At 55.3% G+C, this 21,823-nt stretch carries 25 protein-coding genes and 1 tRNA gene; 10 read left to right on the forward strand and 16 right to left on the reverse strand.

The annotated features are described in order from the left end of the window. The first annotated feature begins 40 nt into the window (after window positions 1-40). From AC6I6N_RS05020 to AC6I6N_RS05040, 5 genes are all read left to right on the forward strand, one after another. Window positions 41-1,627, forward strand: coding sequence for a monovalent cation/H+ antiporter subunit D (locus tag AC6I6N_RS05020; RefSeq protein WP_230018783.1), 1,587 nt, complete (start codon window positions 41-43; stop codon window positions 1,625-1,627). Further along, window positions 1,627-2,112, forward strand: coding sequence for a Na+/H+ antiporter subunit E (locus AC6I6N_RS05025; protein WP_094196982.1), 486 nt, complete (start codon window positions 1,627-1,629; stop codon window positions 2,110-2,112). The genes AC6I6N_RS05020 and AC6I6N_RS05025 overlap by 1 nt, the downstream gene beginning before the upstream one ends. Beyond that, window positions 2,109-2,390 (forward strand): K+/H+ antiporter subunit F, encoded by a 282-nt coding sequence (locus AC6I6N_RS05030; RefSeq protein WP_009461751.1) that lies wholly within the window; start codon window positions 2,109-2,111, stop codon window positions 2,388-2,390. Before AC6I6N_RS05025 ends, AC6I6N_RS05030 begins: the two co-directional genes overlap by 4 nt. Continuing rightward, window positions 2,387-2,803, forward strand: a complete 417-nt coding sequence (mnhG, locus tag AC6I6N_RS05035; RefSeq protein WP_094196983.1) for a monovalent cation/H(+) antiporter subunit G — start codon at window positions 2,387-2,389, stop codon at window positions 2,801-2,803. The genes AC6I6N_RS05030 and mnhG overlap by 4 nt, the downstream gene beginning before the upstream one ends. Before the next feature lie 197 nt (window positions 2,804-3,000). Next, window positions 3,001-3,378 (forward strand): hypothetical protein, encoded by a 378-nt coding sequence (locus AC6I6N_RS05040; RefSeq protein ID WP_094196984.1) that lies wholly within the window; start codon window positions 3,001-3,003, stop codon window positions 3,376-3,378. 106 nt (window positions 3,379-3,484) lie between these two features. Here AC6I6N_RS05040 and AC6I6N_RS05045 read toward each other — a convergent pair whose 3' ends face one another. The 16 genes from AC6I6N_RS05045 to AC6I6N_RS05120 all read right to left on the reverse strand — a co-directional run bounded on the left by AC6I6N_RS05045 (window position 3,485) and on the right by AC6I6N_RS05120 (window position 17,486). Then, window positions 3,485-5,320, reverse strand: coding sequence for a potassium transporter Kup (locus tag AC6I6N_RS05045; protein WP_094198373.1), 1,836 nt, complete (start codon window positions 5,318-5,320; stop codon window positions 3,485-3,487). Between the two features lie 54 nt (window positions 5,321-5,374). Beyond that, window positions 5,375-6,514: a sensor histidine kinase gene (locus AC6I6N_RS05050; RefSeq protein WP_094196985.1), complete on the reverse strand. Its 1,140-nt coding sequence runs from the start codon at window positions 6,512-6,514 to the stop codon at window positions 5,375-5,377. Window positions 6,515-6,553: 39 nt separating this feature from the next. Further along, window positions 6,554-7,234 (reverse strand): response regulator, encoded by a 681-nt coding sequence (locus AC6I6N_RS05055; protein ID WP_094196986.1) that lies wholly within the window; start codon window positions 7,232-7,234, stop codon window positions 6,554-6,556. An 87-nt stretch (window positions 7,235-7,321) separates the two neighbouring features. Next, window positions 7,322-7,819: an ExbD/TolR family protein gene (locus AC6I6N_RS05060; protein ID WP_230017884.1), complete on the reverse strand. Its 498-nt coding sequence runs from the start codon at window positions 7,817-7,819 to the stop codon at window positions 7,322-7,324. Window positions 7,820-7,821: 2 nt separating this feature from the next. Continuing rightward, window positions 7,822-8,679, reverse strand: a complete 858-nt coding sequence (locus AC6I6N_RS05065; RefSeq protein WP_460196351.1) for a MotA/TolQ/ExbB proton channel family protein — start codon at window positions 8,677-8,679, stop codon at window positions 7,822-7,824. Window positions 8,680-8,688: 9 nt separating this feature from the next. Next, window positions 8,689-9,489 carry an energy transducer TonB gene (locus tag AC6I6N_RS05070; RefSeq protein ID WP_413544475.1) on the reverse strand — a complete coding sequence of 267 codons (801 nt, stop codon included), beginning with the start codon at window positions 9,487-9,489 and terminating at the stop codon, window positions 8,689-8,691. A gap of 223 nt (window positions 9,490-9,712) precedes the next feature. Continuing rightward, on the reverse strand, window positions 9,713-10,810 hold the full coding sequence (locus AC6I6N_RS05075) for a sulfate/molybdate ABC transporter ATP-binding protein (protein ID WP_108727606.1): 1,098 nt from the start codon (window positions 10,808-10,810) through the stop codon (window positions 9,713-9,715). Between the two features lie 18 nt (window positions 10,811-10,828). Further along, window positions 10,829-11,716: a sulfate ABC transporter permease subunit CysW gene (cysW, locus tag AC6I6N_RS05080; RefSeq protein ID WP_094196990.1), complete on the reverse strand. Its 888-nt coding sequence runs from the start codon at window positions 11,714-11,716 to the stop codon at window positions 10,829-10,831. Continuing rightward, window positions 11,713-12,627, reverse strand: a complete 915-nt coding sequence (cysT, locus tag AC6I6N_RS05085) for a sulfate ABC transporter permease subunit CysT (RefSeq protein WP_094196991.1) — start codon at window positions 12,625-12,627, stop codon at window positions 11,713-11,715. Before cysT ends, cysW begins: the two co-directional genes overlap by 4 nt. A 25-nt stretch (window positions 12,628-12,652) precedes the next feature. Continuing rightward, window positions 12,653-13,672, reverse strand: a complete 1,020-nt coding sequence (locus AC6I6N_RS05090) for a sulfate ABC transporter substrate-binding protein (RefSeq protein ID WP_264671738.1) — start codon at window positions 13,670-13,672, stop codon at window positions 12,653-12,655. A gap of 184 nt (window positions 13,673-13,856) precedes the next feature. Further along, the gene (locus tag AC6I6N_RS05095) at window positions 13,857-14,279 is read right to left on the reverse strand and encodes a class I SAM-dependent methyltransferase (RefSeq protein ID WP_460196353.1); all 423 of its coding nucleotides are present in this window, start codon (window positions 14,277-14,279) and stop codon (window positions 13,857-13,859) included. 30 nt (window positions 14,280-14,309) lie between these two features. After that, window positions 14,310-14,582: a hypothetical protein gene (locus AC6I6N_RS05100; protein WP_460196354.1), complete on the reverse strand. Its 273-nt coding sequence runs from the start codon at window positions 14,580-14,582 to the stop codon at window positions 14,310-14,312. Between the two features lie 224 nt (window positions 14,583-14,806). Next, on the reverse strand, window positions 14,807-15,016 hold the full coding sequence (locus tag AC6I6N_RS05105) for a cold-shock protein (protein WP_094196995.1): 210 nt from the start codon (window positions 15,014-15,016) through the stop codon (window positions 14,807-14,809). A 710-nt stretch (window positions 15,017-15,726) separates the two neighbouring features. Continuing rightward, entirely contained in the window at window positions 15,727-16,137 is a 411-nt protein-coding gene (locus tag AC6I6N_RS05110; protein ID WP_234354312.1) for a hypothetical protein, read from the reverse strand. Between the two features lie 909 nt (window positions 16,138-17,046). After that, window positions 17,047-17,122 (reverse strand) — tRNA-Val (locus tag AC6I6N_RS05115). 91 nt (window positions 17,123-17,213) lie between these two features. Continuing rightward, a complete protein-coding gene (locus AC6I6N_RS05120; RefSeq protein WP_003799450.1) occupies window positions 17,214-17,486 on the reverse strand; it encodes an HU family DNA-binding protein in 273 nt (90 codons plus the stop codon). Between the two features lie 569 nt (window positions 17,487-18,055). Here AC6I6N_RS05120 and cobA point away from each other — a divergent pair. The 5 genes from cobA to AC6I6N_RS05145 all read left to right on the forward strand — a co-directional run bounded on the left by cobA (window position 18,056) and on the right by AC6I6N_RS05145 (window position 21,823). Then, entirely contained in the window at window positions 18,056-18,838 is a 783-nt protein-coding gene (gene cobA / locus AC6I6N_RS05125; RefSeq protein WP_497943281.1) for a uroporphyrinogen-III C-methyltransferase, read from the forward strand. Between the two features lie 185 nt (window positions 18,839-19,023). After that, entirely contained in the window at window positions 19,024-19,212 is a 189-nt protein-coding gene (locus tag AC6I6N_RS05130) for a c-type cytochrome (protein WP_230017876.1), read from the forward strand. Continuing rightward, complete coding sequence (locus AC6I6N_RS05135; protein ID WP_108727615.1) at window positions 19,209-20,369, forward strand: cytochrome D1 domain-containing protein; 1,161 nt, start codon at window positions 19,209-19,211, stop codon at window positions 20,367-20,369. Before AC6I6N_RS05130 ends, AC6I6N_RS05135 begins: the two co-directional genes overlap by 4 nt. Then, a complete protein-coding gene (ahbB, locus tag AC6I6N_RS05140) occupies window positions 20,350-21,345 on the forward strand; it encodes a siroheme decarboxylase subunit beta (RefSeq protein WP_238988661.1) in 996 nt (331 codons plus the stop codon). Before AC6I6N_RS05135 ends, ahbB begins: the two co-directional genes overlap by 20 nt. Then, entirely contained in the window at window positions 21,338-21,823 is a 486-nt protein-coding gene (locus tag AC6I6N_RS05145) for an Lrp/AsnC family transcriptional regulator (RefSeq protein WP_121739058.1), read from the forward strand. The genes ahbB and AC6I6N_RS05145 overlap by 8 nt, the downstream gene beginning before the upstream one ends.

The raw sequence follows: 21,823 nt of genomic DNA on the forward strand, positions 1-21,823 counted from the left end.
ACTCAACCAACACTTGCCCGTATTGCCGGTCGCCATCCCTATGGTGGCTGCGGCCCTGATGGTGATGCTGCGCGACAAGCGCCGTCACTACAAGCTGCTGATCGCCTTTGGCTCCTTATTGGCCCAATTGTTTTGTGCCGTTTATCTATTGTTACTGGCCGATGGCACGCTGGCCCCGATCTGGCCACAATCCGTCGGAGTGTACCTGCTGGGGGATTGGCCGGCCCCCTTCGGAATCGTTCTGGTCGTGGACCGTTTGGCCGCCTTTTTGCTGGTTCTGACCAATGTGCTCGCTTTTTGCTGCTGGTTCTATTCACTGGCCCGTTGGGACCGCGTAGGGGTACATTTCCATTCCCTGTTCCAGTTGCTATTGATGGGTCTGAACGGCGCTTTCCTGACGGGTGACCTGTTCAACCTATTTGTATTTTTCGAGGTTTTGCTGGCAGCATCCTATGGTCTGATGCTGCACGGTTCGGGCGCCGCCCGCGTCAGTGCCGGACTGCACTACATCGCCGTCAACCTGATCTCCTCTTTCCTGCTGCTGATTGCCATCGCCCTGATTTACGGTGTCACTGGCACCTTGAACATGGCCGATTTAGCCCTGCGTGCCGGCTCCCTGCCCGACGCGGACCGCCTGGTGTTCGAGTCAGCTTTGGCCATCCTGGGTATCGCCTTTCTGATCAAAGCCGCCGCCTGGCCTTTGAACTTGTGGCTACCCAATGCCTACGGCAATGCCAGCGCTCCAGTCGCTGCCATGTTCGCCATCATGACCAAGGTTGGTATTTACGCACTGCTGCGCATCGGCTCCTTGCTACTTCCCACCGGAGCCCCGGCCGCCTTTGGCGTGGCCTGGATGTTCCCGGCGGGCATTGCCACTCTCACCTTTGGCGCTATCGGCGTGATGGCCGCACAACAACCCGAACGGCTGGCCAGTTATTGCATCATCGTGTCCTCAGGCACCCTGCTGGCCGCCCTGGGTATGCCAGGAGTCATTCTGACAGGCCCTGCCCTGTATTACATGCTGAGCAGCGTACTGGCTCTGGGTGCGTTTTTTCTGCTGCTGGAGCTGGTCAGCCGCACCAAGCCCTTTGGAGCCGACCTGTTGGCAGTCAGTCAGGAGGTCTTTGATCTGGACGACCCGGAATCCGAAGACCATAGCGATGATGTGGTCGGCGTGGCCATCCCCGGTGTAATGGTATTTCTGGGCATGTCCTTTATTGCCTGCGCCTTGCTGATTGTGGGCCTGCCGCCGCTATCGGGCTTTGTGGCCAAGCTGTCCTTGCTGACGGCCGCCCTGAAAGCCTCGGGTCAATCGCCAGAGCCGCTTAACGCCTGGATTCTGACAGCCGCCGTGCTGATCTCGGGTGTGGCCGGTTTGATCGCCATGGTGCGTGTGGGGATCCGTCTGTTCTGGAGCAATAGCTCCTTGACGATTCCCCGCCTGAAGCTGATCGAAGCCGCCCCCATCGCCAGCATTATTATGGCTTGCGCGATCTTGAGCTGGTATGCCGGCCCCATCACGACTTACCTGGAACAGACGGCGCAACAACTGGATGAGCCCCGTATCTACATCGGCTCGGTCTTGCGACAAAACCCTGTGCGTTCTGTTCAAGCGGAGGGATTCTGATGCGACGCTACACCAAACATCTGTTTCTGCCTTTGCTTTTACTGAGTCTATGGCTGCTGCTGAACGACTCACTCTCGGCCGGTTACGTGGTGCTGGGCCTGTTCCTGGCCATCGCCCTGAGTTTGGCTGCCATTCCCTTTCGTCCAGTTAAAGCCAGTATCCGTCATCCCTTTCTGGCCCTGAAACTCATCTGCCAAGTCACGTGGGACATTGCACTGTCCAATATTGCCGTGGGCCATCTGGTGTTGAAAGGCGGCGATGCGCCCCGACCCGGTTTTTTAGCCATTCCCCTGCGCATGACCGACCCGCACGGTCTGGCAGCGCTGGCCTGCATCATTACCTATACACCAGGTACCGTCTGGTCCGGCTTTGACTATGAAACCCGCGTCCTGACCTTGCATATTCTGGATCTACAAGACGAGCAGGTCTGGTTAGACACTATTCAGAAGCGCTATCAAGAACCGCTACTGGAGATTTTCCAATGATAGACATTGTTTACTGGGCCTGTCAGTTTGCCCTGGGCTGCTTTGTCCTGGGCATGGGCTGCGCCGTCATCCGTCTACTTAAGGGTCCGTCGGCCGCCGACCGCGTACTGGCGCTGGACACCATGTACATCAACGGCATGCTGGCCTTGTTGGCCCTTGGCATCCGCTTTGACTCCACCCTGTATTTTGATATCGCCTTGCTCATTGCCCTGTTTGGTTTTGTAGGTTCAGCAGCGATGGCGAAATTCCTGCTACGCGCCGAGGTAATCGAACCATGACTACACCTTTGTTGCCCTGGTGGCTGGCCGTCCCGGTCGCCCTTTTACTAGTACTGAGCGGCATCGTGGCTCTGGTGGGGTCAGCTGGCCTGCTGCGTTTTAAGCATTTTTACTCTCGCATCCACGCCCCCACTATGGGCAATACATTAGGTACATTCTTTATGGTGCTGGCCGTAGCCATCAGCGCCAGCCACTTGATGAGCCGTCCTATCCTGCACCCGCTCATCCTGAGTGTGCTCTTGATCATTACCTCGCCGGTGACAGCCATTTTTTTGATGCGCGCCGCCATCAAGCGAGAGCATCGCCAGCGTCTAGCCAAATATGGCCCGGATGAACCGGGCTACCTGGACATGCCACATAAAGCGCCTCTACCCAAAGAATTGGCTGAACCGCCAAGCAGCGACAGGACTTGAATCAAACCATGGGGGTTTAGAAAAGTTTTATTACCCTCACTTGCACCTGCTCCACCTATACTAGTAAGTGTTTACTGCGTATCGGGAATTGCCCCATACGCAGTCGTTTTTGGGGCTTTGCGGCCTGCTACTCATACCTGCTCGTAACAGCGCTCGCCAAGCCGGTGATTCCCTTAGCAAGTCAAGGAGTGAGATCGATGAGTCTACTTACACGCCCATCCCGAATTCTGAAAGCAAGCTTGCTCAGCTTAGGTTTGCTCTCACCCGCTGCCTGGGCTCAAACCCCGTCCCAAGACTACCAACGCGATATCCAGCGCTGTGAACAATTCACCGGTGAGCAGCGCACCACTTGCCGTCGCGAAGCTGGTGCCGCTTTGCAAGCCGCGCGTCACCACAAGCTGGACAAACGCGACCACAATATGGATGCCAATCGCCAGGCGCGTTGCCATCGTCTGCCTGCGGATCGCCAGCAAGACTGCCTGAAAGCCATGACCGGCCAGGACACAACGGTGCGCGGTAGCGTGGAAGGCGGCGGTATTTTGCGCGAGACCACGACGGTGATGCCTGCCCCGTAAGTGCACGATGCACACGGCTATCCTGGCAGGTAGTCAAACAAAAAGAATGGGCCTTGCAAGGCCCATTCTTCATTTCTGCGGGCTGTTTCTTTAGCCCATCTCCAATTTACAACTCCACCTGTATACCCATCTCCACCACACGATTAGGCGGAATCTTGAAAAAGCGGGTACTGCGGCTGGCATTGCGAGCCATGAACGCAAACAAGCGCCGACGCCAGCCCAAATACCAAGGCTGACGCGATTGAATCATCACCGTCTGGCGCGACAGGAAATAGGACGTTTGCATCGGCTCCAGATTCAGCTCTGGGTGCTCCAGGGTGATCTGCTCCAGTAATTGCGGCACATTAGGTTCCTGCTTGAAACCCCAGGAAGCGACCGCCTGCCAACTGCCACGACTGAGACGTTGCAGGGTATAACGCTCTCCAAATGGAACATAAGGGACACCGGCACTCGTCACAGTCAAGAACAAGACCTGCTCGTGCAGAACCTTATTGTGTTTCAGGTTATGCAATAGCGCCGGAGGAACAGAGTCGGGAATCGTACTCATGAATACGGCCGTACCCGGTACGCGGGTAGGCGCGTACTCCTCCAGACTCAGCAAAAACTCTTTCAGCGGCTGTTTGTTTTCCAGCAGGCGCTCGTGCAAAGCAGCCCGCCCCTGACGCCAGGTCAACATCAGGCCCAACAACACAGAGCCCACTAACAAGGGTAGCCAGCCACCCTCCAAAATCTTGAGCGCATTGGCCGAAAACAGGAGCACGTCCAGAATCAGGAAAATACCCAACAACCCCAACCAGGCCCAACGCTTGATTCCGCTGGCGCGGCGCGGCAGCAAAAGCAAGGCCAGCAAGCTGGTCATCAACATCGTCCCTGTTACCGCAAAACCGTACGCATGGGCCAGACGATCCGAGGAGCCAAAGCTCAGAACCAGAATCATCACTGCCACACACAGCAGTAAGTTCACACGCGGCAGATAAATCTGCCCCTCTTCTTTAGCCGACGTGTGTTGAATCACCATGCGTGGCCAGAATCCAAGCTGAACTGCCTGACGGGTAACAGAGAACGCGCCGGAAATCACGGATTGGGACGCAATCACCGTTGCGACCGTGGCCAGCATGACCATCGGTACCAAAGCCCAGTTGGGAGCCAGAAAAAAGAAGGGATTACGAATCGCCGTCGGGTCAGAAATCAGCAAAGCACCTTGACCGAAATAGCACAGGACCAGGCAAGGCATCACGATCATAAACCACGCTTTACGTATCAATGGACGACCAAAGTGTCCCATATCGGCATACAAGGCCTCGGCACCGGTCAAGGCCAGTACCAGCGCCCCCAGCAGCAAAAAGGTTTGCCAGGGTGCCTCAGCAACAAAGGCCACGGCCCAACGCGGATCCAAAGCCAGCAACACTTGCGGGTGCTCAATAACACGCCACAGCCCCAGCCCACCCAACACCAGAAACCAGGTCAACATAATGGGACCGAACAGCTTGCCCATGGTTCCCGTACCGCGCGACTGAATCAAGAACAAGGCCAGCAAGACCCCCAGCGCCAGAGGCACTATCCAGGGATCCAGCACATGGGACACCATACCTATGCCCTCCAGCGCAGACATCACAGAAATGGCTGGCGTAATAATACTGTCCCCGTAAAACAAAGCCGCGCCGATCAGCCCCAGCACCACAATGATCTGACGACGCGGCCCTTGAATGCCACGTGCAGCCAACTCCATCAGTGCCAGCGTACCGCCCTCCCCTTTATTATCCAGGCGCAACACTACCGTGACGTACTTGATGGAGACCACCACCGTCAACAGCCAGAACAACAAAGACAACACTCCATAGACCTGTTCGGCGCCGGGCTGTCCATAAGGACTCAGGGCCACTTTCATGGTGTAGAGCGGGCTGGTTCCAATATCGCCATACACTACGCCTAACGCGCCCATTAACAAGGCGGCTTGCGCCGCTTTCTTGGGGTTTTCTGTTGCTGTGTTCAAGGCTTAATTTCCAATCAAAGTATCGTGCCGGGTCAGACGCGCACCAATACGCGGACCGGGAAAAACAATGGTGATGCGAGTACCCGGAAAATCAGGACGACTCATCAAGCTCCACCAGGCGCCATGTGCACGGGCAATTTCCTGCACAATAGCCAAGCCCAAACCAGAGCCCCCCGCCTGCGTGCCAGGGGAACGGTAAAAAGCCTCAAATACGCGCTGCTGCTCGCTGGCCTCGATACCCGGCCCATGATCCTCCACCGACAAAGAAGGCGGATTACTGGCCACCCGCAAAACAATGCGGTCTGTACCTAGCCCATAGCGCAAGGCGTTATCCATCAAATTCGACAACAGCTCACGCAATAATATGGGGGCAGCATCAATCCAGACCGGCTTTTCAGGCGCCAACAAATGGATTTCCACACCATGCTGGCGAGCCTGCAAGAACCAATCACCGCCTTCTTCACGCACCCATTCGCACAAATCCAGACGTACAAAACTGTCCTTGATATTGCTATCTGCATCGGTGCGCGCCAGCACCAGCAACTGCTGACCTAGGCGAATCATGCGGTCCGACACGCTTTTGATGCGCTCGGCTCGTTGGCGAATGTCCTCTGGCAACGGTCGTGCCAACATCAGCTCAGACTCCAGTTGCAAACCGGTCAGAGGGGTACGCAACTGATGCGCCGCATGACCAATAAAGCGTTTTTGCGCCTGCAGGGTATCACGCTGGCGTTCCAGCAACTCGTTAAAGTGCTCCACCAACGGCACCACTTCGGCGGGCAAAGCACTGGCATCCAGGCGCTCGAAGTCATCATCGGACCGATTGCGGATCTGTTGTGATAAATCATCAATAGAAGCCAGTTGCGAGCGAATCCCCGACAACAACACCCAGGCAATCAGACTGACCAGCAATACCTGGCTAAGCGCCATGGTCCAGAAAATATCGCGCAGCAGCCAATCTTCCAGGCTCATGCGTCGCGTCAGTATCCAGGTAACACTCAAGTCGAGCACCACCAGAATGGAGATCGGGGGAAACAGACGGCCCATCAATTTACGGGCCAAAGAACCGGGGGCAAGAAAGCGCTCCAGCCAGCCTCGCAACAAGGAGGTTTTTACCGCTGGAGAAAGATGCTGATCGGGCATGGTTGACCTAGATTTTCAGACAGCAGGCACGGGCTGCCGTTATGCTCCGGCCACGCTCTCCACATCGAGCAAATAACCAAAGCCGCGCACAGTCTGTATAACCGCCCCGGTGCCCTCCAGGCGCTTGCGCAAGCGATACACGTAGACCTCGACCGCATTGTCGCTGAAATCGGCGTCCCAGGCAGACAGTGAGTTGATAATTTGCTGCTTGGTGACCACACGGCCCGCGCGCATCATCAACATTTCCAGTACGGACAACTCCCGCACCGACAAAGTGACGCGTTGACCCGCACAGCGCAACTCGCGGCCAATGGTATCAAAGCTCAAGGGACCGACATCGATAATAGGCTGTACCTGGCCACTACGCCGACGACCAAATACACGTACTCGGGCGGCCAGCTCAGACAGGTCAAAGGGCTTGATCAGGTAGTCGTCCGCACCAGCGTCCAGACCACCGACGCGATCATCCACGCCATCACGCGCAGTCAGAATCAGAACGGGAATGGCATTGCCTTGCCGACGCAATTGGCGCAGCACCTCCAGGCCACTGATACCGGGCAAGTTCAAGTCCAGAAGCAGAAGGTCATAGACCTGGGCAGTCAGCTCCTTCAAGGCACTTTCGCCTTCCTGGAGCCAGTCAACAGCGTAGCCCTGGTCGTTGAGAAATTCCTGCAGTGCGGCGCCCAGTATGGCGTCGTCTTCGATAACTAGTACACGCATTCGGGAGATTTTATTACGAAACTGGCCCCTCGCGTTGCAGATGCAAAGCGAGGGGCCAGAAAAAACAACACGAACCAGAACCCAGAATTACGGAGCAGACGCAGGCTCGGCTTCCTGCTGGGTAGCGGCGCCATCCTTGGCTTGACCGTCTTGACCGGCAGCCTTGGTCGTGGGGCCTGGACGAGTGATGAAACCCAGACGGGTCAGACCGGACGCCTTGGAGCGGCTCATCACCTGGGCCAGTGTTTCATAGCGCGTATCGGTATCAGCACGGATACGCAGTTCAGGCTGAGGCTCATCCTTGGAGTAGGGAGCCAGCGTGGCAGTCAAGTCCTCCATCGCCACGGGCTGCTCATTCACGAAGATCTGCCCTTCAGCGTCAATGGCCAGATCAATCGTCTTGGGATCTTGCTGAACCGGCTCGGATGTGGCCTGGGGCAGCTGAATCTTGATCGAGTGCGACAGCAGCGGAGCGGTGATCAGAAAAATCACCAACAGAACCAGCATGACGTCGATCAGGGGCACCATATTGATTTCGGACAGCGCAGAGCCCGAATTGCGATTGTCAAAGCTGCCAAAAGCCATGATTAGTGCTCCCGCTTGGCAGCCGCTGCCGCGTTTGATGTCGCACCGCCACCCGAGCTAGGAACGCGGCGCAAAACAGGTTGGTTGTCCTGCACGGGTTGGCCTGTGGTCAGGAATGTAAACAAATCGTGGGCAAAGGCGTCCAGTTGGGACAAGTAAACGCGGTTGGTACGCACAAAGGCGTTGTAGGCCAACACGGCGGGAATCGCCACGGCCAGACCCAGACCCGTCATCACCAGCGCTTCACCCACAGGACCAGCAATCTTGTTCAGAGTCACACCATCGGACAGACCAATATTGATCAGTGCGTGGTACACCCCCCAGACCGTACCGAACAAACCCACAAACGGGGCGGTGGAACCGACCGAAGCCAGCAGCGTCAGGCCGTTTTCCAATTTGGCGGTTTCTTCGTCCATGACTTTACGCATGATGCGCGAGACAAAGGCATCGGTAGAACCCTTCTCTTCCAGACGCATAGCGCCATATTTCACATGATGTTTTTGAGCGTGGATGGCGTGACTGGCCAAATGGCTGAACGGATCGCGGGCACCGTGAGTGGCGATTTCGTTTTCAACCTGCTCCAGGGAGCTGGCGGACCAGAACTCGCGCATGAAACCTTGCGAGCGACGCTTCAGACGGAAGGACAGTACGCCCTTGACGATGATCAGGTACCAACTGGCAACCGACATCAAGGCCAAGATCACGAACAAGGTCTTGCCAACCACATCACTTTGCTGGATAAAGTGCAGCACCCCGGTCGCTTCCTCAGCAGCAGCAACACTGGCGGCAGCCTGATCGGCAACAGGCCCTGCAACTTGTGCCAGGCTTACCCATACGCTTTGAAATAGTTCCTGCATCATTGATATATCCTAGTAAACAAAGTCGAAAGGAATATCGGCCATGGCACGATAGGCCACACCATTTTCCGTATACGGTTTGAAACGCGCTGTGCGTACCGCCTTCAATGCTGACTCATCCAGACGCTCATAGCCTGAAGAGCTTTGCACCTTGGCCTCCAGCACGGTTCCTTGGGTTGAAATCACTACACGAACCACCACGCGGCCCTGTTCACGACGGCGTTCCGACGCCCTTGGATACACAGGCACAGGACGGCGCCCCAAATAATCCACACGACCGATCAGCTTGGGTCGGTCCCCATCGGTAGAGCGGGCAGCGGTTTGGGAGGTGTTGTCCGTTGCCGGGCCTGCTTGAGCGGCCGGCGCTGCTGGTTGAGCAGGCTGTGGCGTTTCTGCCGGTGGAACCTCAGGCTTGGGCTGTGGCTTGGGCTTGGGTTTCGGCTTGGGTTTTGGTTTGGGCTTGGGCGGCTCGGGAATGGGTGGTTTTTCCACGATAGGCTCTGGCTCAGGCTCCGGCTCAACAACGGGTTCGGGCTCAGGCTCGGGATCGGGTTCCACCTCGGGTTCAGGTTCAGGCTCAGGCTCAGCCACCACCTCCTCAGGGGGGGCGCTGACCTGCTCTTGCTGAACCGGGGACTCCGACACTTCCACCAGGGTCACACCGACAACATCCATCGGGGCGGGCTCGCCCACAATCTTGGGGGTTTCCGTCCACAAGATGGTAGCCACGACACCCACGTGCAATCCCAGTGCTAATGCCAAGCCAGTTGCCTTCAAGGCCAGCATCGAGCGATTATTCTTTTGAGAAGCAATTCCGGTCATAATCCGTTCTACACATTCTGCAACCCGCATGGACCATGACGGGACCGGACAGGATGCCCAGTGAAGTATCGAATCTTAACAGAAACAGGAATGATTCTCAATACTGAATCTCTATAATATTTTCTGCTGACAACCCGCCTCACAAAAACCTTCCAGATACTAACGCAGACAGGCTGCCCTAAGGGCAGCCTGTTTGTGAATAATTTGCAAAAAATCAGGACAAACGCACTTCAGCCTCAGGCTCGATAGGAAAAGCGCTGAACTTGCGCGGCAAGGCCAAAGCCCGTTCACCAGGTCGCAAGCCCAGCTGCGACCAGCGCTGATGATCAAACTCAGCTTCCCAGGCTCGCTCCCCCTCGTTCAAGGCCAACTCAACCCGCACCGTCGCGCCCAGAGGAATAATGCGCTGCACGGCTACGACGATACCCTGACCATCCAATTGACGCTGCAAATCCAGATCGTGCGGACGTACATATCCGACAGCCTCGCCCTGCCCTGTACCCTGACCATTCAAAGCCTGATTGGACTCGAATTGCCCCAACTGAGGATCAGCGACAAAGCGTCCGTGCTCGAACTGACCCGGCAAGCGATTCGCTGCCCCCAGAAACTCATACACAAAGGGACTGGCTGGATGATTGTAGACATCCTGCGGAGCACCCTCCTGCTCAACCCGACCTTTGTTCAGCACCACAATACGGTCCGCCACTTCAATGGCCTCTTCCTGATCGTGCGTCACAAACAAGGTGCTGATATGCAGATCATCATGCAGACGACGCAACCAGGAGCGCAACTCTTTGCGCACCTTGGCATCCAAAGCACCAAAGGGCTCGTCCAGCAGCAAGACACCCGGCTCTACGGCCAAGGCACGTGCCAGAGCAATACGCTGTCGTTGGCCACCTGACAAGGCCGCTGGATAGCGATCGGCCAGCCAGTCCAGTTGCACCAGTTCCAATAGTTCATGCACACGCTGACGAATCTGGGCTTCGGGCAAACGCTGCTTACGCGGTTTGATACGCAGACCGAAGGCAACATTTTCAAACACCGTCATATGACGGAACAAGGCATAGTGCTGGAACACAAAACCCACCTGGCGATCACGCGTGCCCACGGCGGCTACATCCTTGCCGTTGATCAGCACCTGACCCGCATCCGCATATTCCAGGCCAGCCACGATACGCAGCAAGGTTGTCTTGCCGCAGCCAGAAGGCCCCAGCAAGGCCACCAGCTCGCCCGCTGGAAAATCCAATGTCACATCACCCAGTGCGGTAAACGCACCAAACTGTTTAGATAGATGACGAACTTCGATACTCATAATGAACTCCGAATGCGATCATCCGTGATGACCGTCTTGAACCATTTTGCGCTCGGCCCACAATTTAAGCGCCAACGTCAGTAAAGCCAAGACTGCCAACACCGAAGCCGCCGCAAACGCGCCCACCGTGTGATAGTCGTTGTACTCAATCTCTACATGCAAAGGCAGCGTGTTGGTCTGGCCCCGTATATGGCCCGACAGCACCGACACCGCCCCAAATTCGCCCATGGCACGGGCATTACATAGAATCACGCCATACAGCAGGCCCCACTTGATTTTGGGCAGCGTTACCCGCCAGAACATCTGTCTGCCATTGGCCCCCAGCACCCGCGCAGCCTGTTCTTCCTCACTGCCCTGCATTTGCATCAGTGGAATCAACTCGCGCGCCACGAAGGGAAAAGTGACAAACAAAGTCGCCAGGACCAAACCGGGCAAAGCAAAGACGATACGAATGTTGTTGGCATCCAGCCAGTCCCAAAACGGGCCCTGTCGACCAAAAATCAGCAAGAACATCAAACCGGCAATCACGGGCGATACCGAAAATGGCAAGTCGATCAAGGTGGTCAACAGGCTTTTGCCACGAAACTCAAAACGAGCAATGGCCCAAGACGCCGCCAAGCCAAATGCAATATTCAACGGCACCGCAATCACGGCAACCAGAACCGTCAGGCTGGCCGCATGCCAGGTATCGCTCTGGCTCAAGGCGGACAGATACGGCATGATGCCCCGGCTAAAGGCCGTCATGAACACCAGGATCAAGGGCAGCAGCAAGAACAGCACAAAGAAGAGCAAGGCAATGCCAATCAGTATGGCTTTGACGGCCGGGCCTTCATCCTGCGCCGCCCGCAAACGTGCCGTCTGTACCGGCACCGCCTGCACAGCGGTGTCTATTGTCAGGCTGCTCATCGTGCGCCCTCCAAAGATAAAGGCGCTGCTACCTTTGCCGCTTTAGCACTGGCCTGCCCTGAGTGACGCAACTGCAAATACCACTGCAAACGGTTGATCGCCAACAGAATGATGAAGGACAACACCATCATCAGGACAGCCAAGGCCGAAGCTCCCGCATAGTCAAACTGCTCCAGCTTGATCACGATAAGCAAAGGCGTAATTTCCGAGACCATAGGGACGTTACCAGCAATGAAAATCACCGAACCGTACTCACCCACCGCACGAGCAAAAGCCAGGGCCACGCCCGTCAAGCAGGCAGGCAAAATGGCGGGCAAAATGACCTTGGTGACCGTCTGGAAGCGATCCGCCCCCAAACACGCACTAACCTCTTCCTGTTCCTGCTCCAGTTCTTCAAGAACCGGCTGCACGGTACGCACAACAAAAGGCAGGCCAATAAACACCAGGGCGATCAGCACCCCCCAAGGGGTAAACGCAATCTGCCCTACATAAGGTTCAGCCCAGGAACCGATCCAGCCGGTAGGCGCATAAATAGCGGCCAGTGAAATACCGGCTACCGACGTGGGCAGGGCAAAGGGAAGATCAATCAAAGCATCCACGATGCGGCGTCCAGGAAAACGGTATCGCACCAGAACCCAAGCCAGAATCAAGCCGAACACACCATTGATCAACGCCGCCAACGCGGCCATGCCAAAGGTCAATTTCAAAGAAGCCAAGACACGCGCGGCACTAATGGTTTCCCAAAACGCCGACCAGCCCATAGAGGTGGTCTTGAGCACAACAGCAGACAAGGGAATCAGCACAATCAGGCTTAAATAACTGATGGATAAACCCATCGTCAGACCAAAGCCTGGTAAAGCCCGCTGCTTGCGCACAGCGGGCAAAAATCCCCACAGACGAGCCTGTAACATCGGACGGTCCTCGGTGATAGTAGGGTTATCTGCTCAAGTAGATGCTGTCGAACACGCCGCCATCCGCAAAGTGCTTGGCTTGCACCTGTGTCCAGCCACCCAGCTCATCATCCACCTTATACAACTTCAACGCCGGAAACTGATCGCGGTACTTAGCGGCCACCGACTCCAGGCGAGGACGGTAAAAATGACGTGCGGCGATTTCCTGCCCTTGCGGGCTATACAGATATTCCAGATAGGCTTGGGCCACTTTTTCTGTGCCATGCTTGGCGACATTAGTGTCAAGCAATGCCACAGGCGGCTCGGCCAGAATGCTGCTGGAAGGCACCACAATATCGAAGCGATCAGGCCCCAGATCCTTCACCGACAAGAGAGCCTCGTTTTCCCAGGCAATCAATACATCGCCAATGCCTCGCTCCACAAAAGTTGTGGTCGATCCACGCGCACCGGAATCCAGCACGCTGACGTTGCGATACAGTTTGGCCACAAAATCTCGGGCCTGCGCCTCGTCCCCATTACCTTGCTTTAAGGCATACAACCAGGCAGCCAGATAATTCCAGCGTGCCCCTGCCGAGGTTTTAGGATTAGGCGTCACCACCTTCACATCAGAGCGAATCAAATCGTTCCAGTCGTCAATCCCCTTGGGATTGCCCTTGCGCACCAGCAGAACAATCGTAGAGGTGTAAGGCGTACTGTTGTCCGGCAGGCGAGCTTGCCAGCCTTTGTCCAGTAAACCGGACTGGGCGATCTGATCGATATCGGAAGCAATACCCAGTGTCACCACATCAGCGGGCACACCATCAATAACGGTACGCGCTTGCTTGCTGGAGCCACCGTGGGAACTACGGATGACCACACTGTCACCTGTTTGTTCTTTGTAATGTGCCTGGAAAGCCTTGTTGAATTCAGCGTACAGCTCACGCGTTGGGTCGTACGAAACATTCAGAATACTGACCTCGGCCGCAACAGCCGTTGCCGCCGCCAGCACCAAAGCGAGCAAAGCCCCCGCCCGAACGCCCTTCCACTTCTGTTGAATCCGCTTCATGTCCCATCCCCTAGAAACCATTTCCAAGCAATGAGAACGAGTCTAGCAAGGGTGTTACACCCGGCTAAATACCGATTCTTTGGTTAGATATAGCGGGGAGATGGAGGGGGCGGAAAGGGCTGCCGGATCAAGACTGGTCTACGCTAGCCCGATCAAAGAAACGCTTGCAATTGCCCTGATCGCGCTAGAAGTTGGCTTCAATCAACTCGCCCTGCCCGGCACCAAAATTCACATCTTCGATCGAGTTCAGACGACATAGAAACAAGGCACCGGGCCGCAAACTGCTCCATATTCTGTGCACAATGTTCCGGGTTTCATCCCATGGGAAGTAGTGCAAGGACAGGCTGGCCAGAACAAGCTCAAGATTATTCGCCGCTTCCGGCCAAGGGCCGCGCGTATCCCTGCACTCAATCTGCGCCTCGGGCGCACGCTGCTGCGCGGTCGCCACGCATTCAGGCGAAAGGTCAAAAGCCATCACCTTCAAGCCAGCCCGGATCAAGGTCAGCGTGTCGTCACCAAAACCACAGCCTATCTCCAGCACCGGCGAGGCGATTTCACGTTGAGCGATTAAAGGCAACCAGCGATCAAGCCAAGGGCCCGAACACATAAGCGCGTTTCTTGTACGACAAGGAAAAAATCAGGCGGCAGGAACGCTAAGGTCACGGATCAGCAAAGTTAGAACAATCGCCGCCAACAGACACTCGCCGACATTGAACCAAAGGTGCCACGGCTTGGACTTGTCATTCATACTCAGCGCGTAGCGAATTCCTCTGTAATTGATCCAGCCCAGGCTCACGACCAACACCGGCCACAGGATCCACAGCGGTGGGAAAAACAGAAGAAACATGAAGGCCAGCCAAGCCAGAATCAGAGTGGCAAGTGGAGACAGACAAGAGAGGAGTTTGCTCATGAAGACCCAAGGAGCGCATATCGACCAGCCTAGTGTCACCTGAAATAGTCGCTGCGCTCAAGAGCAGGCAAAAAGCAGCGACAAGTTTGGCAAGACTGCGAAATCATCTCGGCCCTACCTTGCCTTGGACCGGATAAGTAGAATTGAAAAAGCCGAACCCAATGTTTCAAAGGGCCCGGCTTTATTGATCAACGCAACGCTTGCCTAATCAGGCAAGCAGAGGATCAAATGATCTGGATCTGGGTAGCGCAAGGGCCTTTCTGGCCTACGCCTGCAACGAAAGAAACTCGTTGGTTCTCTTCAAGAGATTTAAACCCAGCACCCTGAATTTCACTGTGGTGTGCGAAGAGGTCTTTACCGCCACTTTCGGGCATGATAAAGCCGAAGCCTTTTTCGTTATTGAACCACTTCACGATACCAATTTCTGTTTTCAATGTATGTCCTAATTAATCAGGGGAAAAATGTCCCTGGACACACTATGGACGCTATTTGCAGATATAGATAGCGCCGTTACAAATTAAACCGACGCCACACCTGCGCGAATCATCAACGAAGCATATGAAGGGTGCTCGGCCTCATGACTTTGCGCCCCGCTATACGTCGATATCCCAGAGCACTGTGCCCATATCTGAATACCTATAGGTCACTTACTCGCAGGTAATGCAGGAATTGACGTTGGCCCCAGCTACGTCTCTCGCATGCTCTCCCCTGGAAGAAAAACAGGTCAAAAGCGCATTGGTGAGGAGCGTGTCGAACGACTGAATGCCGCCTTCCCTGGCTGGTTTGCCGCTGAATCTGGGGAGCTGACAACTGCAATCAGTTGCGCACCGCCCCCAGCATACCTATGGCCGGAACACCTCTCCCCCACCACCTCTAAGGGCCGTGGCCAGGAAGCCGGCGTCCCCGTGCAACTCATTCAACACGTAAATGTGCTTGAGCAGTGGGTGCGTGAAAAGTGGGTAGTGTGAACCCGTACTGCATCAGGGGACTGACTGATAGCCGCAACAATATGTCTCCCACCATCAATGACGGGATTTTTTTTATCGATGTGGAGTGCCAGAGTGTTTAAGCTGGCGGAGTCTACGTGCTTAATGTCGCGGGTCGGTTAAATAGCCGCCTGATGCTTAACCCGGCACACAACCATTTAGACTAGAGAGCCCCATACTTGCACCAGCCCAAAAAGATGCACCAGCCCATAAACCAAACAGATCGCTGAGCTGATCATGATAAACCGGCGGCTTCGACCGGTACCCGCAAGGGCCAACGGCCCAAGCAAACCGCGCAACAAGTAGATCGAGGTAATGCCGATCAAAGCCGGTCGCACCAAGGGAAGGCGCTCGATCACGCCAGCAGCGGACAGCGCGTAGGCCGCCCATACCGCAAGCACTAAGGCGATCCCTGCTGTAAACACCGCAGGAAACCAGCGGCCAGCCTGAGCCGCACGCACAAAGCGATCGCCTGCGCCAAACAGTTGATACCAGGAAGGCCCAACAATGATCACCCCAACATGCAGCAGGGCAGCTATAAGACTGAGCCCAGCGCCGATCACAAGCATTAAGTTATGTTCGTTTGCCATTTCATCCTGACTTATTGCGGGCCTCCGCCAACTGGAGGGGAGTTGCGTAATTTAGCATGCCAACCACTTCACCGTCGCATGACAATGCACTCCAAAGCTGGCGGATACGGCAGATCAGTCCTTGTTCGCGGAAGTCGGCCCTCTTGAATGATCGCCAATTTCCTTTCGTACTCACCGCGCTAAGCCTACGGTCCCGCCCCATATCAACACGTCCGCCACCCGACAGCGCAGCATCCAACTTGATGTGCGTACCCATCCGGTAACGAGACGCTGTGAATGATCAGGAAACTGGACGTAACCTTTTCTCACTCCCCAGTCGGTGCAACGTGCCCCCTACGCGGGCACGAATGATAACTGGCGCAGCAGCCCCACCTTTTTCATTTCTGATGATCCAATTATCTACCCAGCCGACAGTAATCCTGGCCAACGGCCAATCCTCATGCATGCGCACAATCGTGCGCTGTGCTGCGACATTCTTCGGGAATGGATGGGCTTCCGGTTGGCACTCTCTGTCCAAGGCGCTAATCGTCAGGATGCGACCGTCTGGCTGATGCGCTGAAGAAATGATGTCCCAATCCCGCAAAGGACATCAAACCGCTGGGCATACTCATCGCCCCTTGCTCAGAGACGAAGGTCATATGGACAGGTTTTTCCAGTAACCCGGCTTTTTTGAATACGTATTCCCAGGTGCCGTTTGTGCGGACCTGTTTACAAGCCATTACATTTTCCCAGCACGCCATCCAAGCTTAAACAGGCTTCAATGCAGGGCGTAGTTGAGTGGGTAGCAAGCCAATCCTGGTTGGTTGAGGCTATCCAAAAAGCGGGCTAAACAGGCACAAAAAAAGCACTTAGTTTTACCTAAGTGCTTGATTCGACTAGCAAAAGAAATGGTGGGTGCTGAGGGGTTCGAACCCCCGACCTACGCCTTGTAAGGGCGCCGCTCTACCAGCTGAGCTAAGCACCCATTTCTGCGATGCCGTTCTTCTTGTGAAGAAAAAGAATTATAGGATCAAAGATTTCTTTTTGCAAGTCTTTTGCGTCAATTAATTTAAAAATTAATTCACGGCGTCTTTCAGAGCCTTACCGGGACGGAACTTAGGCACGTTTGCGCCTTCGATCTCGATGGTTTCGCCGGTACGTGGGTTACGACCCGAACGGGCAGCGCGTTCCGACACAGCGAAGGTGCCAAAACCAACCAGAGTAACCGTATCTTTTTCTTTCAGCGTGGTGGTCACGGCATCGATAAACGCATCCAGCGCACGACCAGCGTCAGCTTTGGACAGATCGGCTTTGGTGGAAATGAATTCGATAAGCTCGGTTTTATTCATTGAGAAAATACCCCTGAAAATTATTTTACGGGCCCCCAGCGGGAACCAGTGTGTGGCGGTCAGACTTAATAGTGACAAACGAAAGGGCAGCTAAGCACTGCCGTCTGCCATTGCTACCGGGCGCATAAGCACCCCGGTTGGCTACCGCGTATTAAGCCTTCGTTTAATACCCGTGTCAAGCAAAAAACCTCTGTAACCCGCATCATTGCTCACTGTTGATACAAGTTGCAGGACTTTCCCTAATTTGTGCCGCGAAACTTAACAGGCCGTCGCAAATATGTTATTTGAACTTTTAAAACTTCAAAATTAGCCAACTGATACTGTGATTTTGAATGTTTTTCAACCGCTTATGCGCCCCTCTTTGCAGCCGCAAAAACCACTCTCAGCCTAATTTCCCTTACGAGAGCCGGACTTAACAACAGATAACACCTTATCTGAGTGACAGGAGCAAGGCTCTGCACCCTTCTCTTGAGCACCAACCGTGCCCATATCAGAGCGGTCTGCTCTCCTACAATTTTCTGCATTGTTTGACTGTATTTCGGTACTTGCTACCGTCAAGGAGCGCAACGATGCACGGCAAGGTTTATTTGGTTGGGGCGGGGCCTGGCGACCCTGAACTTCTCACACTACGCGCTTTATACCTGCTGCAACATGCAGATGCTGTGGTCTATGACCGCTTGGTCAGCCGCGCCATCATGAGCTGCATCAACCCTGAAGCCACCCTGCACGATGTTGGCAAGGTGGCCGCCTGCAAACCCAGCATGCAGGACGACATCAACGACATCCTCTTATCACTGAGCAGAACGCATCAGCGCGTTATCCGCCTAAAAGGCGGTGATCCCTTTATTTTTGGGCGCGGCGGCGAGGAGCAGCTTTATCTGCAACAACACGGCGTCCGGGCCGAGGTTGTGCCTGGAATTACTGCCGCGACGGGCTGTGCGGCTTCTTTAGGCATTCCCTTGACTCATCGCGGGCTGGCCAGCAGTGTGCGCTTTATCACCGGACATTTGCGGAACAACCAAGGGCTGGAGCTGAACTGGGCCTCCCTATCCGACCCCACCTGTACGCTGGTGTTTTACATGGCCATGGCCAATTGCCGTCATATCGCCCAGGCCTTGATCCAACATGGACGCAGCCCACATACGCCCATCGCCCTGGCACAGGACGCCACACTTAAAAGCCAGCGATGGGGCTTGGGTACGTTGCAGACACTTCCACAGCTAGCACAGACATTTAGCCCTCCTGCCTTGCTGATCATTGGGCAAGTTGTACAGCTACACCCAGACTACCCGCAGCCCACATCGAACACGCAAGACACACTCACACCCGAATCATCCTGGGCACTGATGTGAGTGGTTTGCACTTCTCTTTAAAACGCTGCGGCAGACGGACTCTGGCCCGGATTGGGTTGCCTGTATTGCTCATCCTTGTTGACCCGCAACAAGCCACTGCAAATGACGTCACGTTGACTTCAGAGCAGCGCCTCTCTTTACAAACACTACTTCATCAAGAGTGCGGTTCCTGTCATGGCTTGTTCTTGAAAGGAGGTCTAGGCCCAGCCTTGACGGCAGATGCCTTGCAAGGCCAAAGCCCAGAACAAATCGCCTTGACCATCATGCAAGGTCGCCCCGGCACCGCCATGCCTGCCTGGAACCGCTTTTTGCAGCCAGCGGAAAGTTTATGGCTGGCGAACTTCCTTCTCCAGAACTCGGATACAGCACCATGAAAGCACTCATGACTCTTAGCCTGCTTGTCGTGTTAAGCGGCTGTGCCAACTCACTACGCGGCACTAACGACCTGGGGCTGATCGTCGAGCGCGCCACAGGCAGCGTAGCCCTTGTTGAGACCAGTCACCGCAGTCGCTTGGCGCGTATTGAGGGCTTGGGTGACCTCTCCCACGCTCATATCACTTATTCGCGCGACGGACGGTATGGCTATATATTCGGACGTGATGGCGGGCTGAGCAAAGTGGACCTGATCAAACAAGTTGTAGTCCGCCGCATTATTCAGTCCGGCAATGCCATAGGTGGGGCGATCTCCCAGGACGGCAAGCTGATTGTGGTACAGAACTACGAACCGGGCGGTATCAAGGTTTTTGACGCAAAAACCCTGGAATTGGTCAGTGAGGTTCCGTCCTACTACGCCCCCGACAAACGCGCCAAGGTGGTTGGACTGGCTGACCTACCGAATCAGCAATTCGCCTATTCCTTGTTCGAGGCCGGTGAAATCTGGCTCACCGACTTATCCGACCCGCTGCGCCCCACAACACGGCGTTTTGCGGCAGGCAGCCAACCTTACGATGCCATGGTCACCCCAGACGGACGCTACTACATTGCCGGCCTGTTTGGCGAAGACGCTTTGGCCATGCTGGATTTATGGCAGCCTGAAAATGGAGTCCGAAAAATCTTGCCAGGCTATGGCAAAGGCGAAACCGCCCTGCCCGTCTACAAGATGCCGCATCTGCGTGGCTGGTCCCAAGCGGGTCAGGACTTGTTTTTGCCTGCCATTGGACGCCATGAAGTACTAGTGGCCAGCACCTTGGATTGGCAAGAAAAAACTCGCATCCCTGTTCAGGGCCAACCCGTTTTCGTCATGGCTCAGCCCGATGGCCGGCAAGTCTGGGTGAACTTTGCATTCCCAGACAACGACAAGGTACAGGTCATTGATGTTGCCACTTTAGAAGTGATTCGGACCTTGGACGCAGGCAAAGCGGTTCTCCACATGGAGTTCACCCCACGCGGCGAGGCTGTCTGGATTTCAGCACGAGACGATAATCGAGTCAGCGTATACGACACCCGCAGTTTCAAGCGATTGGACAGCCTGGAGATTCAGCAACCCAGCGGGGTGTTTTTTACGCATCGGAGTGGTCGCATTGGTTTCTGATCTTTCCCCTTCTGCCTTTCAACTATTGAATGCCTGGCAACACGGCTTCCCCCTGGAGTCCCGTCCGTTCCGTAAGCTGGGGCTGCTATTGGGACTAAGCGAGCAAGCCGTAATGGACTATCTCCAAGGCTGGCGCAGCGATGGCATCATCAGCCGTATCGGGCCGGTGCTGAACCCCACCTGCATGAGCAGCACCTTGGTGGGCATGCCTATCCCAGCCAAGGATCTGGACAGGATTGCGAACTGGATCAGCACCCTGCCCGCTGTGAACCACAACTACGCACGCGAACACGCGGTCAATCTATGGTTTGTGCTGACCTGTGCGAATGAGCAAGAACGGCAGGCAACCCTGGACCACATCGCCCAATACACCGGTTTGTTGCCCTTGTCCTTACCCATGCTCCGGGCCTATCACATTGACCTGGGGTTTAGCCTGACTACTCATGTCAAAATTGCCAGCCCCTTGGCACCAAGCCATAGTCTGCCTGCATTAGGCAGCGCCGAACGCAAACTCCTGGAGCGCTCCTTGCAAGGCTTGGAGATACAAGCCGAACCTTTCAAACCTTGGGCAGAGCATGCCCAAATGAGTGAGAAACAAGTTCTGCAACACCTGCGCAGCTTTCTGGAACAAGGTGTTTTCAGACGGTTTGGTCTGGTTTTACGCCATCGCACGCTGGGCTATAGCGCCAATGCCATGTGTGTCTGGACGGTAGACAACCATCGTATCGACGCCTTGGGTGAGGAACTGGCCAGGCAAAACGGCATCACGCTTTGTTACCAACGACAGCCCCACCCGCCACATTGGAATCACAATCTGTTTTGCATGATTCACGGCAAAGATCGCCAGCACGTACTGGCTCACCATGCGGAACTGAATAGCCGTTTAGGCTTGGGACAGTTCCCACAGGACGTGCTGTTTTCCACTCGCTGTTTCAAACAACGCGGAGCCCTGCTTGGCCCGGCCTATCATGACTGACACTCACACGACGCCACTGCATGCGCCGGTCAAGTTAGACGACACCGACCGCCACATTCTCAATCGCTTGCAAGAGGGTTTCCCCATCTGCTCCCGCCCCTTTGCACGACTGGCTCCTGATCTTTCTTTAAGCGAATCCGACCTGATTGCGCGTGTCCAGTGCCTGCGTCAATCCGGAGTCCTGACCCGCTTTGGCCCCCTCTTCCAGATTGAAGCCTTAGGCGGCGCTTACTGCCTGGTCGCCATGTCTGTACCGGAAAAACGGTGGGACAGCGTTGTCAAAGCCGTGAACCGCCATCCCGAAGTCGCCCACAACTACCGACGCGCTCACGCCTTAAATATGTGGTTTGTACTGGCCACGGCAAGCGCACAAGACCTTGAGGCTTGCCTGACCACAATCGAAACCGAAACCGGCTTACCTGTCTTCGCTTTTCCAAAAGAACAGGAATACGCACTTAGCCTGAAACTGGAGCTTTGA

This window comes from Alcaligenes sp. LTN-3 (assembly GCF_059735605.1).